Raw genomic sequence first — 12565 nt, 5'->3', positions numbered from 1 at the left:
CGGCAAGCGCCTGTTCGATGAAGGCGCAGTACCGGGCGACCTAGCGCTGGTGAAATCCGAACCGTGCTCAAACGGCGCAGTGATGAATATCTATCGGCGGGCCAGTTGACGAGGTGGGCGGCTAGAATTCCACGCCGATCTGGGCCTTGATGCCGGCGCGGAAGGGGTGCTTGATCTGTTCCATCTCGGTGACCAGGTCGGCGATCTCGATGAGTTCTTCCTTGGCGTTGCGGCCGGTCATTACGACGTGGGTCATTTCCGGCTTTTCGGTTGTGAGGAACCTGGCGACCTCGTTGACGTCGATGTAGTCATAGCGCAGGGCGATGTTGATCTCATCAAGCAGCACCATGGTATTGCGCTCGTCGCGGATCATCTCCTTGGCCTTTTCCCAGCCCTTCTTTGCCGCAGCAATGTCACGCGCCTTGTCCTGGGTTTCCCAGGTAAAGCCTTCGCCCATGGCGTAAAACTGGCACAGATCGCTAAAATTCTCTTCGATCAATGTGCGCTCGCCGGTCTGCCAGGCGCCCTTGATGAACTGCACCACCGCCGAGGGCATCCCATGGGCAATACAGCGCATGATCATGCCGAATCCCGAGCTGGATTTGCCCTTGCCGGGGCCGGTGTGGACGATGATCAGCCCCTTTTCCCCATCCTTGTTTTTCATCATGCGATCACGCGCGGCCTTCTTCTTGGCCATCTTGGACGCGTGACGTGCCGCTTCCTCTTCTGAAATGCCGATTTCGGACGTATCGCTCACGGTGTTCACTCCTGCTGTTTGCCCAAGTCTTGACAAGGAAGGCCTCGATAGCGCAAGGGGTTTTCGTTGGTTCCTGCAAATTGCAGGCGAAGAGGGAATGTGACAGGCTGATACCTGGCTTTGGTATCGGCTTTCAAGCACAGCCGCCCCCGCGACCGTGACCGGAGAGGTCTCTGATGCCACTGGCCCGTGTGTTTTGCACATCGTCGGGAAGGCAAGAGCACCGCAGACAGGCCCTGGCCTGTTGGAATCCGCAAGCCGGGAGACCTGCCAACGGATGAGACAACGAGCGGACGGGGTGTGTCGCGACTGGTTGTGGGAGTGCACCCTCTGCCCTCTCTCCACTGGCCCAGCCCCCGGTCCCTCACATACAAAGGACGCGCGCGCTGATGGCAGAAGATATGGCACTCCCCGCCACTGAAGATACCGCAGAGGTTACTTTGACCATCTGCACCACCTGCAAACGCGACGGCGTCGACCCCGAGGCCACCCGCCCCGGCGCGCTGCTGATGGCTGCCCTGTCCGATGCCAGCCTGCCTGCAGGTGTCACGGTGCGCGGTGTTGAATGCCTGTCGGCCTGCAAACGCGGCTGCGCCATGGTATTGACTGGCGGAGAAGCCCGCTGGAGCTACATCTACGGCGATCTCGACCCTGCCGCCCATGTGGACGACATCCTGGCGGGCGCCGCCGCCTATGCCTCTACGACAGATGGGCTGGTGCCCTGGCGTGAGCGCCCCCAGGTGTTCCGCAAACAATCTATCGCCCGCATCCCTCCGATCACCCTGCCTTCCAAGGATTAAATCCCCATGAGCGACCTCAACAAGATCCCCGTCACCGTTATCACCGGCTTTTTGGGCGCGGGTAAAACCACCCTGATCCGCCACCTGATGCAGAACCCCCAGGGCAAACGTCTTGCGGTTCTGGTCAATGAGTTTGGCACCGCCGGTGTCGATGGCGACATCCTGAAGTCCTGCGCCGATGAAAACTGCCCGGAAAACAACATCGTAGAACTTGCCAATGGCTGCATCTGCTGCACCGTGGCGGATGATTTCATTCCCACCATCGAGGCCCTGATGGCGCTGCCGGAACAGCCCGAGCATATCCTGATCGAAACCTCCGGTCTGGCCCTGCCCAAACCCCTGCTCAAGGCCTTTGACTGGCCCGCGATCCGCTCGCGGATCACCGTGGATGGTGTCATTGCCCTGGCCGATGCCGAGGCCGTGGCCGCCGGGCAGTTTGCCCCCGATCTGGCCGCCGTTGCCGCCCAACGCGAGGCCGACGACAGCCTCGACCACGAAACACCACTCTCCGAGGTGTTTGAGGATCAGATCTCCTGCGCCGACATCGTCTTGCTGTCCAAAGCCGACCTGGCGGGCGAGGCCGGTCTGGAGGCCGCCCGCAAGATCGTCCAAGCCGAAGCACCTCGCCAGCTGCCGATCCTGCCCATGAGCGAAGGGGTGATTGATCCGCGTATCATTCTGGGCCTGAATGCCGCCGCCGAAGACGATCTGGAGGCTCGCCCCAGCCATCACGATGGCCACCACGATCACGAACACGACGATTTTGAGAGCATTGTTGTCGATATGGGCGAAGTCGCCGACCCAGAAGCGTTGCAAAATGCCATCGTGAAACTTGCCCGCACCCGCAATATACTGCGCGTCAAAGGCTATGTTGCGGTGGAGGGAAAACCGATGCGCATGTTGGTTCAGGCCGTGGGCGAGCGCCTGCGGGCCCAGTATGACCAGCCCTGGGGCGACGCGCCACGTCGCACCCAGCTGGTGGTGATTGCAGAACACGACAATATCGACGGCGCTGCGATTCGCGCCGAATTGGGGGCCTGATCCCCATGGCCCTGCGCTTCATCTGTCCGGCTCCGCTGCGGAAAGGATCGCGCCCCTCCCAGGGGGAGCGCGCTCACGCCCGCCTTGGGGCTGGATCAGATGTGCGCGCGGGCGCAATACAGGGCCTGAATGCAGGCCAATACTTTTCTCCACTTGCGCGAGGCAATAGCTGATGCATGTCGTCTTTCGCGAAAGCCACGGGTTGGATCAGACCGACACACCGCAGGATCTGGGACAGACCCCTGCGGATCTGGTGGTGCTGTCGTTCTCTGACAGTGACCTTGGCGCTTTTGCGGCAGGCTGGCATCGCGCAAATGGAAACCTGCCCAGCCTCCGGCTGGCCAATTTGGTTGCGCTGAAACATCCCCTGTCGGTGGATACCTATGCGGAACAAACGCTGGAGGGCACCAAGGGCATTCTGGTGCGCCTCATCGGTGGCGAAAGCTATTGGCCCTATGGCCTGGCCACTCTGCAGGATCTGGCCCGCCGCAAGGGCATCGCCCTCGCCCTGCTGCCAGCAGATGGTCGCGATGACCCTCGTCTCGACGAACTCTCCACCCTGCCGGTCTCAACCCTGCGTCGGTTGCAGGCGCTTTGTGATGCGGGCGGGGCTGTGGCGGCTCAGGCAGCGCTGGCCCAGCTTTCTTTGGCAGCCGGGCTTTATGCCGGACCGGTCCTGGGGCTCAAATCCACGCCTGAGTATGGGTTTTATGACCCCGAAAAAGGCGTCATTCCCATCCCCACCCGAACCGACAAACCTTTGGTTCTGGTCAGCTTTTACCGTTCCTATCTGACGGCGGCGGATACTGCTCCGGTGGATGCACTGATTGCCGAGCTGCGCGCCCGTGGTTATGCCGCCTATGGGGTCTTTGCCGCCAGCCTCAAATCTCCTGACACGGCAAACTGGCTGCGTGACGCGCTGCCTGCTTTGGACCCTGCCGCCATCATCAACGCCACCGCCTTTTCGGCCCAGGGCAGCGATGGCAGCGCCTCGCCGCTCAATACCAGTGGCTGCCCGGTGTTTCAGGTGGCGCTATCGACAGCCCGCAAAAAGGACTGGTCAGAGGCAGCCCGCGGGTTGTCGCCCGCCGATCTGGCCATGCATGTGGTGCTGCCCGAAGTAGACGGGCGCATCCTTGCAGGGGTGATCAGTTTCAAATCTCCCGGCAAGCAGGATCCAGCGCTGCAATACTCGCGGTTTGCCCATCGTCCCGTGCCCGATCGCGTTGCCGCTGTCATCGACCGGGTGGAGGGCTGGCTGCGCCTCGCGACCCTGCCCAATGAGCAAAAACGGCCCTGCCTGATCCTGTCGACCTACCCCGGCAAGGCCCATAACCTGGCCCATGCCGTGGGGCTGGACGCCCTGGCCTCCTGCAGCGAAATCACAACCGAGCTCGCCGCCCAGGGCTATGACATCACGCCCCAGAAGGATCTTGGCCAACGGCTGGGGTCACAAACCCTTAGCTACGCCCTGGCCGACTATGTGACGGCTCTGGAAACGCTCCCTGAAACTCTGCGCGACACCCTAACGGCAGCCTGGGGCGCGCCTGAGGACGACCCGGACTGTCGCGACGGCGCCTTTCATTTCAAGGCAATCCAGGCCGGCAAGGCGCTGATCACGCTGCAGCCAGAACGCGGCGAGGTACAGGCCCGCGTCGAGGACTACCACGATCTGGAGCGCACCCCGCGCCATGCCTATGTCGCCTTCTATCTCTGGCTGCGCCAGCGCAGCGACGCCCTGGTCCATATCGGCGCCCATGGCACGCTGGAATGGCTGCCCGGCAAATCCGTGGCGCTGTCCGACAGCTGCTGGCCCGAGGCGCTGACAGGCGACCTGCCGGTGGCCTATCCCTTTATTGTCAACGATCCCGGCGAGGCGGCGCAGGCCAAGCGCCGCATTGGCGCCGTGACCCTTGGCCACCTGCCGCCGTCCCTGGCTCAGAGCAGCCTGCCCGAGGGCATGGCCCGGCTGGAACACCTGCTGGATGAGTATTCCACCGCTGATGGGTTGGACCCGGCCCGACGTGACCGGCTGCTAGAGGACATCCGCGCCGAGGCCCAGGGCACCGGCGTCGAAGCTGATCTGGGCCTCACCCCTGACTGTTCCGCCGCCGAAGCAATCACCCGGATCGACGCCTTTGTCTGCGACATCAAGGAAAGCCAATATGGCGAAGGGCTGCATATCTTTGGCGCGGGCGCCTGTGGCAGCGAAGAACGCGCCGGGCTTGTGGCGGCGCTGGCGGGCAGGATGGTCGCCCCCGGCCCCTCTGGCTCGCCGTTTCGCGGCCGCTCTGATGTGCTGCCCACCGGGCGCAACCTCTTTACCACCGACCCACGCTCGGTGCCGTCACGGGCGGCGCATGCGCAGGGGGCCAAGCTGGCGGAAGAGCTGCTGCGCCGCCACCTTCAGGACCATGGCGACTGGCCGCAGGGGCTGGTGATTGACCTCTGGGGCTCTGCCACCATGCGCACCGCCGGAGAAGAATTTGCCATGGCCCTGCATCTGGCTGGTCTGGCGCCGCAATGGGACAAGGATTCCGAGCGGGTCTCCGGCTTCGAAGTGCTGCCACTCTCGATGCTGGGCCGCCCGCGTATCGACGTGACCCTACGGGTCTCGGGCCTGTTCCGTGATGTCTTTCCAGGTCTGGCGCAGATGTTCGAAGCCGCCGCCGCAGCCCTGGCTGCGCGCGAAGAAAGCAAAACAGACAATCCCTACCTGTCGCAGTCCCCGCGAGTCTTTGGGCCCAAACCGGGTCAATACGGCCTTTCCATGGGGCCCCATATCGACAGCTACAGCGACTCATCGCGCGCCGCAGCGGGCGAGGCCTGGCTGAGCGCCTCCTCCCATGCCATCGACGCCAAGGGCGACATCTCCGAGGCCCGCTCGGCACTGGAAGAGCGCCTGAAAACCGCCGACAGCTTTGTGCATCTGCAGGATCTACCAGAAACCGATCTTTTGGTGGCTTCGGACTATGCCGCCCATGAAGCAGGCTTTGCGGCGGCCATGGCGCGGCTGGGCTCACCAGCTCCGGCGCTGTACCACATGGATGCAACCCGCCCCGACCGCCCTCAGGCGCGCTCATTGGGGGAAGAAATCGCCCGGGTGACCCGCGCCCGCGCCAGCAACCCGGATTGGGCCAGCTCCATGATGCGCCATGGCTTTCGCGGCGGCGCTGAAATTGCCGCCACATTGGATCACATGGCCGCCTTTGCCCATCTGGCCCAGGTGGTGCCCGCCCATCTGTTTGATCTCTACTTTGAGGCAACCCTGGGCCGCGAGGATCTGGTGGAATTCATGCAGGCGGAAAACCCGGCGGCGCTGCAGGCCATGCGCGATCGCTTTCGCGCCCTGGCCGAAGCCGGCCTCTGGGCCACCCGGCGTAACTCGATTATCGCCACGCTGGAGGGCGCCGCATGAGCCGTAGCAGCTCCTCTCCCGCTCCCAAAGTCTATGGCTGGTGCCCAGGTGCCCTGCGCCCGATGATGTCCGGCGACGGGTTGGTTGTGCGAATCCGCGCGCCTCTGGGCCGGTTGAGCCAGGCGCAGGCAAAGACGATTGCCTGTTTGTCGCAGCAACATGGTAATGGGCTGATTGATCTCTCGGCGCGGGCCAACCTGCAACTGCGCGGGATCTCAGACCACAGCCATGCTGCCGTGATCGCGGGCCTTCAGGACATGGGTCTTCTGGACCGGGAGACGGCCACAGAAAGCCGCCGCAATATTCTGCTATCTCCCTTTTGGCAGCCCGGCGATGCCAGTCACACCATTGCCCGCAGCCTGGAACGCGCATTAAAAGCGGCAGAAGATCTCCTGCTGCCCGGCAAATTTGGCTTTGTGGTTGATGCCGGGCCAGAGCCCCAGCTGCAAAGCTGTGCCGCCGATATCCGGATCGAGCGCAGCGGCGACAAGCTCCTGCTTATCGCGGATGGAGCGCAGGCAGGCTGCCCCGTGGAGGTCGAGACCGCAGCCGAAGCCGCCCTTGATCTGGCCCGCTGGTTCCTGGACCAAGGCGGCGCGTCGATGGGACGTGGCAGGATGCAATCCCTGATTGCGCGCCGCGCAGCACCCGCTTCACATTCCTCTCCGCGCAGCTCCAGCGCCCCCGATCCAAGCCCGAGCATGACAGCCTTCGGCCCGCTTGTGGCCCTGGAATTCGGCCAGATCACGGCAGAGGCCTTTGCCAGGCTGGCCGACCATGGTCCCCTGCGTTTGGCTCCCTGGCGAATGATCCTGGTCGAAGGTGCCCCCGAGCTTGCCACCCTGCCCGGTGTGATCCTTGATGCAACGGATCCCCGCCTGCAAGTGCGTGTTTGCACCGGAGCGCCCGGTTGCCTGCAGGCGCTATCGCCAACCCGTGATCTGGCCCGCGATCTGGCGCCCTTTGTGCCAAAGGGCCAGGTCTTGCACATCTCCGGCTGCGCCAAGGGCTGCGCCCATCCCGGCCCGGCCCCCCTGGCGCTTACCGCCACGGCCACCGATACCTTCGATCTGATCCACCATGGCAAGGCCAGTGATCAGCCATCCATAAAAACCCTTAGTGCCAGTGCACTCCGCACTGCGCCAAAAATTCTGACAGAGGGCAGCTAACATGCTCCACACCTATGAAACCAACGGCGCTGCAATCTACGCTGAAAGCTTTGCCACCATCCGCGCCGAGGCGGACCTCGCCCGCTTCAACAAGGATGAGGAAAGCGTTGCGGTGCGCATGATCCACGCCGCTGGCATGGTTGGTCTGGAAGACCACATCCGCTTTTCTCCCGGCATGGCTGAAACCGCCCGTGCCGCCCTCGCCGCCGGGGCACCAATCCTGTGCGATGCGCATATGGTCAGCGAAGGTATCACCCGTCCACGGCTTGCCGCCAACAATGAGGTCATCTGCACCCTGCGCGACCCCAAGGTGCCTGGGATGGCCAAGAAGATGGGCAATACCCGCTCCGCCGCGGCGCTGGAGCTCTGGCGCCCCAAGCTCGACGGTGCGGTTGTGGCCATCGGCAATGCCCCCACGGCGCTGTTTCACCTGCTGAACATGCTCAAAGACCCCGCCTGCCCGCGCCCCGCCGCCATCATCGGCTGCCCGGTTGGCTTTGTCGGCGCCATGGAATCCAAAGAGGCCCTGATGCAGGACTTGCCGGTGCCCGCGATGATCGTCAAAGGCCGCCTCGGCGGCTCCGCCATTACCGTGGCGGCCGTCAACGCGCTGGCCAGTTGGAAAGAGTGACCATGACCAGCGAAACCGCGGGCAAAGTCATCTGTGCCGGCCTGGGGCCGGGCGATCCCGAATTGATGAGCGTCAAATCCTGGCGCGCCATTCAAGGCGCCCGCCATGTGGCCTATTTCCGCAAGGAAGGCCGCAAGGGTCAGGCCCGCAGCCTGGTGGAGGGTCTGTTGCCCGAGGGAGTCGTAGAACACGCCATGGAATACCCGGTCACCACCGAGATCCATTTTTCAGACCCCGAATACAACCGAATGATGGCTGCCTTCTATGATAGCTGGGCCGATACCCTGGCCGAGATTGCCAAGACAGAGAATGTGGTGGTGCTCTGCGAAGGCGACCCGTTCTTTTATGGCTCCTACATGCATCTCTACACCCGGCTCCAGGGCCGCGCGGCGCAGGAAATCATTCCCGGCATCACCGGCATGTCCGGCTGCTGGACAGCCACCGGCCAGCCCATCACCTGGGGCGATGACGTCTTGACCGTGGCCATGGCCACCCTGTCCGAGGCGGAGCTCACCCGCCGCATCCAGGAGACCGATGCGCTGGTGGTGATGAAGATTGGCCGCAACCTGCCAAAACTGCGCCGGGCGCTGCAGGCCGCAGGCAAAACACAAGAGGCCTGGCTGGTGGAACGGGGCACCATGCCCAGCCAGACGGTGCAGAAACTCTCTGAGATCGAGGGCGAAGTGCCTTATTTCTCGATTGTGCTGGTGCATGGACAGGGGCGCCGACCATGACAGAAACAGCATCAACAGACCGGAGAAAAACAGGCTGGGTGAAAATTGTCGGGCTGGGTCCTGGCGATGAAACCATGGTGACAACCCAGGTCCAGCATGTGATCAGTGAGGCCACGGATATTGTCGGCTACATTCCCTATGTCAAACGCATCCCCGAGCGCCCCGGCCTGACCCTGCATGCCACCGACAACCGGGTCGAGATTGAGCGTGCCACCCATGCGCTGGAGATGGCGGCAAGCGGCAAGCGCGTGGCGGTGGTCTCCTCGGGTGATCCCGGCGTCTTTGCCATGGCCTCTGCCGTGTTTGAGGCGCTGGAGGCGGCAAATAAGCTCGCCTGGCTGGATCTGGACATCCAGGTCTTGCCCGGTATCACCGCAATGCTGGCGGCCTCGGCCCGGATTGGCGCCCCTATGGGGCATGATTTTGCCGCCATCAATCTCAGCGACAATCTAAAACCCTGGAGCCTGATTGAAAAACGCCTGCGTCTGGCGGGCGAGGCGGGCTTTGCCATGGGGTTTTACAACCCCCGTTCAAAATCGCGGCCCCATCAGTTTGCCCGTGCGCTGGAAATCCTGCGTGAGGCCTGTGGCGGTGAGACGCTGATTTCCTTTGCCCGCGATGTCTCCAAACCCGATGAGCGTATTACCACCGTGAGCCTCAACGAGGCGACACCTGAGATGGCGGATATGCGCACCGTGGTGATTGTCGGCAACAAAGACACCCGCCGCGTCGGTGCCCATGTCTACACCCCGCGCTATGCGCCCGACGCGGGCTGATCAGGGGTATGAAACAGCCAGGCCATCACTTCTGCCACATCCCCGTAGGTCATACGGGGCGGCACCTGAGGTCTGTCGATCATGATGATCGGCAGGGCGAAGGCGCGCGCGGCGGCAAGTTTGGCCGAGGCGCCCCGTCCGCCGGCATTTTTCGACACTACATGAGTGATGCCATGATGCTGCATCAGGGCCAGATCCCCGGCCTCATCAAAGGGACCACGGGCGATCTCGACGCTGCAATTGGGCAGCGGCAGCTCCGCCTCAGGCGCGTCCACCAGACGCAACAGATAGTGATGCTGCGGCTTGGCGGCAAAGCCCGCCAGGTTCTGTTTGCCAATCGCCAGGAACACCCGCGCCGGCGTCTCCGGCAACGCCTGCACCGCCGCGTCAATATCGCCAACATGGATCCAGTTATCCCCCGCCGCCGGGTGCCAGGGCGGACGCTCATAGGCACAGAGCGGCAGGTTCGCTTCGGCGCAGGCCTGCACCACATTGCGGCTCATCTGGGCGGCAAAGGGATGGGTGGCATCCACCACATGACTGATCTCCTCCTCTCTGAGGTAGCGCAGCAGCCCGTCAACGCCGCCAAAGCCACCCACCCGCAGGGGCAGGGGCTGCGCCACCGGGTTGGCAGTGCGGCCAGCGTAGGAAAACACCGCATCCATGCCCGCCTCAGCCAGGGCTTTGGCCAGTTTGCTGGCCTCTGTGGTGCCGCCCAACACAAGGGTACGTGTCATGTCTGATCCTGTTATCACATCTGTTGCCCCACCGTGGCTGACGGTGATTGGTCTTGGGGAGGATGGACTGGCAGGCCTCTCGGAGGCAAGCCAGAATGCATTGCAGGCGGCGGAAGTCATTTTTGGCGGGCCACGTCATCTGGACTTGGTGAATGCCGGGACCAAAGCACGGCCTTGGCCGGTGCCCTTTTCCACTCAGCCCGTGTTGGAACTGCGCGGCAGCCCAGTGGTGGTGCTTGCCTCGGGCGATCCCTTCTGGCACGGCGCCGGCGGCTCTTTGATGAAGGATCTGGCAGCAGAGGAATGGGTTTCTTACCCGGTGCCCTCCTGCTTTGCCCTGGCGGCCAATCGGTTGGGCTGGAAACTGGAAGACACCCTCTGCCTTGGGCTTCATGCAGCGCCTTACGCCAAGCTCCTGCCGCTCTTGGGCCGGGGAACACGGGTGATTTGCACCCTGCGCGACGGCGCGGCCCCGGCTGAACTGGCCAGCTGGCTGGTTGAAAACGGGCAACCAGATGCAAAGCTGCATGTGATGGAACGGCTTGGCGGCCCCAAGGAACAACTGCAGCATGCCCTTGCTCAGGACTGGGATCTACCGCAAGGGGGGGCTCCGGTCCTTATGGCCATCGAGGCCATGCGGCCCGGGCTGCCGCAGGCTGCGGGGCTGGCGGATTCGCATTTCGCCAGCGATGGCCAGATCACCAAACGCCCCATCCGCGCCCTGACCCTGTCGGCGCTGGCACCGCGCAGAGGCGAGCTGCTGTGGGATATCGGCGGCGGCTCTGGCTCTGTCTCGGTTGAATGGTGTCTGGCAGCCCCCGGCGCCCGCGCCATCAGTTTTGAACCCCGCAGGGAGCGGCTGGAAAACATCCGCGCCAATGCCGCGCGTTTTGGCCTGAGCCACCGTATGGCGGCAATGCAGGGTAAGGCCCCCGAGGTGCTGACGGGACATGCGCTGCCCGACTGCGTCTTTATCGGCGGCGGCGCTTCGCAAGCGCTGCTGGATCAGCTCTGGCAGATCCTGCCGCCAGGCACCCGCTTGGTGGCCAATGGCGTCACCCTGGAAACCGAAACCCTGCTGATGCAGGCCCATGCACAATGGGGCGGCCATCTGCTGAAGGCAGAAATCGCCGAGGCCGGACCGTTGGGGTCGATGCGCGACTGGCAACGCGCCCGTCCCGTCATTCAGTGGAGCGTGACACGATGAAAGTGGCCGGAATTGGATTTCGCGCCAATGCGACGCTGGCCGATCTGCGCAGCGTGCTGGCGCTGACAGGGGCGCGCCCCGATGCCCTGGCCAGCCTGGCGGCAAAGGCGGCGCAACCGGCGCTGATCGAACTTGCCCAGGAACTGGCGCTGCCGCTGATTGCCCTACGCGAAGAAGACATCGCCGGCGAACAGACCCCGACCTGTTCACCCCGCATAAAATCCCGATTTGGCACCGGCTCCGTTGCCGAGGCCTGCGCCCTGGTGGCAGCCCGCCAAGGCCCAGGCCCGGCCCGGTCCCGCCTGATCACCCCCAGACTTATCACCGCGGATGGGATGGCCACCGCGGCCCTTGCAGAAAGACTTGAGCCATGACCGTTCATTTCATTGGTGCCGGCCCCGGCGCCGCCGATCTTATCACTCTGCGCGGGCGCGACCTGATCGCCGCCTGCCCGGTCTGTCTCTATGCAGGCTCGCTGGTGCCCGAGGCGCTGCTGGCCCATTGCCCGACAGGCGCGCGGATCGTGAACACCGCGCCGATGTCACTGGACGAAATTACCGCCGAAATTGCAGCCGCCGATGCCGCGGGCCACGATGTGGCGCGGCTGCATTCGGGCGATCTGTCGGTCTGGTCGGCGATGGGTGAACAACTGCGCCGCCTGCGCGGCCTTGGCATTGCCTATGACGTGACGCCGGGCGTGCCCTCCTTTGCCGCCGCCGCCGCCGCGATGGGGGCGGAGTTGACCCTGCCCGGCGTGGCGCAATCGCTGGTGCTGACACGGGTCTCGGGGCGCGCCAGCGCCATGCCCGAGGGCGAGACGCTGGAAAATTTCGCCGCCACCGGGGCGACGCTGGCCATCCACCTGTCGGTGCATGTGCTGGAGGATGTGATCGACCGGCTCACCCCCGCCTATGGCCCCGATTGCCCGGTTGCCGTCATCTGGCGCGCGACCTGGCCCGATCAACGCATCGTCAAGGCCACGCTCGCCACGCTGGAGGCCGCGACCAGTGGCGAACGCGGGCGCACCGCGCTGATCCTTGTCGGCCATGCCCTCGGTGCCGAAGATTTCGACGAAAGCTGCCTTTATGCGGGCGATTACGATCGTCGTTTCCGCCCCGTCGGCACCGCGCCCCGCTTTCCCGAGGGTGAGGCATGATCCCCCCCGGCCTGCTTATCTCCGCGCCCGCCTCGGGCACCGGCAAGACCACCTTGATGCTGGGATTGCTGGCCGCTCTCGCCGCGCGCGGGCAAACCGTGCAGCCCTTCAAATCCGGCCCCGATTATATCGACCCCGG

The 12565-nt window shown here is 64.0% G+C and carries 12 protein-coding genes, 1 pseudogene and 1 riboswitch; of the genes and pseudogenes, 11 read left to right on the top strand and 2 right to left on the bottom strand.

What is annotated here, in order from left to right:
- Positions 1–121 precede the first annotated feature (121 nt).
- Positions 122–757, bottom strand: coding sequence for a cob(I)yrinic acid a,c-diamide adenosyltransferase (cobO, locus tag QZ268_RS04425; protein WP_295448626.1), 636 nt, complete (start codon positions 755–757; stop codon positions 122–124).
- 50 nt (positions 758–807) lie between these two features.
- Positions 808–1047, top strand: a riboswitch (cobalamin riboswitch).
- Between the two features lie 99 nt (positions 1048–1146).
- On the opposite strand from cobO, the gene QZ268_RS04420 reads away from it, so the two are divergent.
- From QZ268_RS04420 to cobJ, 7 genes are all read left to right on the top strand, one after another.
- A complete protein-coding gene (locus QZ268_RS04420) occupies positions 1147–1557 on the top strand; it encodes a DUF1636 domain-containing protein (protein WP_295448623.1) in 411 nt (136 codons plus the stop codon).
- 6 nt (positions 1558–1563) lie between these two features.
- Positions 1564–2598 carry a cobalamin biosynthesis protein CobW gene (gene cobW, locus QZ268_RS04415; protein ID WP_295448620.1) on the top strand — a complete coding sequence of 345 codons (1035 nt, stop codon included), beginning with the start codon at positions 1564–1566 and terminating at the stop codon, positions 2596–2598.
- A 172-nt stretch (positions 2599–2770) separates the two neighbouring features.
- Positions 2771–6016 carry a cobaltochelatase subunit CobN gene (cobN, locus tag QZ268_RS04410; protein ID WP_295448618.1) on the top strand — a complete coding sequence of 1082 codons (3246 nt, stop codon included), beginning with the start codon at positions 2771–2773 and terminating at the stop codon, positions 6014–6016.
- The gene (cobG, locus tag QZ268_RS04405) at positions 6013–7185 is read left to right on the top strand and encodes a precorrin-3B synthase (protein WP_295448615.1); all 1173 of its coding nucleotides are present in this window, start codon (positions 6013–6015) and stop codon (positions 7183–7185) included. The genes cobN and cobG overlap by 4 nt, the downstream gene beginning before the upstream one ends.
- Position 7186: 1 nt before the next feature.
- Positions 7187–7816, top strand: a complete 630-nt coding sequence (locus QZ268_RS04400; RefSeq protein ID WP_295448613.1) for a precorrin-8X methylmutase — start codon at positions 7187–7189, stop codon at positions 7814–7816.
- 2 nt (positions 7817–7818) lie between these two features.
- The gene (locus QZ268_RS04395) at positions 7819–8550 is read left to right on the top strand and encodes a precorrin-2 C(20)-methyltransferase (protein WP_295448611.1); all 732 of its coding nucleotides are present in this window, start codon (positions 7819–7821) and stop codon (positions 8548–8550) included.
- Positions 8547–9326: a precorrin-3B C(17)-methyltransferase gene (cobJ, locus tag QZ268_RS04390; protein WP_295448609.1), complete on the top strand. Its 780-nt coding sequence runs from the start codon at positions 8547–8549 to the stop codon at positions 9324–9326. The genes QZ268_RS04395 and cobJ overlap by 4 nt, the downstream gene beginning before the upstream one ends.
- Here the strand turns inward: cobJ and QZ268_RS04385 are convergent.
- Positions 9305–10063 (bottom strand): cobalt-precorrin-6A reductase, encoded by a 759-nt coding sequence (locus tag QZ268_RS04385; RefSeq protein WP_295448608.1) that lies wholly within the window; start codon positions 10061–10063, stop codon positions 9305–9307. The two genes, cobJ and QZ268_RS04385, sit on opposite strands and share 22 nt — an antisense overlap.
- Between QZ268_RS04385 and cbiE the strand changes: the two genes are divergently transcribed.
- From cbiE to QZ268_RS04365, 4 genes and pseudogenes are all read left to right on the top strand, one after another.
- Positions 10062–11270: a precorrin-6y C5,15-methyltransferase (decarboxylating) subunit CbiE gene (gene cbiE, locus QZ268_RS04380; RefSeq protein ID WP_295448606.1), complete on the top strand. Its 1209-nt coding sequence runs from the start codon at positions 10062–10064 to the stop codon at positions 11268–11270. The genes QZ268_RS04385 and cbiE overlap by 2 nt on opposite strands.
- The gene (locus tag QZ268_RS04375) at positions 11267–11644 is read left to right on the top strand and encodes a cobalamin biosynthesis protein (protein ID WP_295448603.1); all 378 of its coding nucleotides are present in this window, start codon (positions 11267–11269) and stop codon (positions 11642–11644) included. The genes cbiE and QZ268_RS04375 overlap by 4 nt, the downstream gene beginning before the upstream one ends.
- Positions 11641–12426, top strand: a complete 786-nt coding sequence (cobM, locus tag QZ268_RS04370) for a precorrin-4 C(11)-methyltransferase (protein WP_295448601.1) — start codon at positions 11641–11643, stop codon at positions 12424–12426. The genes QZ268_RS04375 and cobM overlap by 4 nt, the downstream gene beginning before the upstream one ends.
- A pseudogene (locus tag QZ268_RS04365) lies at positions 12423–12565 on the top strand (cobyrinic acid a,c-diamide synthase); the annotation flags it as partial. The gene cobM and the pseudogene QZ268_RS04365, both read left to right, overlap by 4 nt.

This window comes from uncultured Pseudophaeobacter sp. (genome assembly GCA_905479575.1).
GTDB lineage: Bacteria > Pseudomonadota > Alphaproteobacteria > Rhodobacterales > Rhodobacteraceae > Pseudophaeobacter.
The sequence above is the reverse complement of the archived record's forward strand: the minus strand, read 5'-3'. Positions and strand labels throughout refer to the sequence as shown.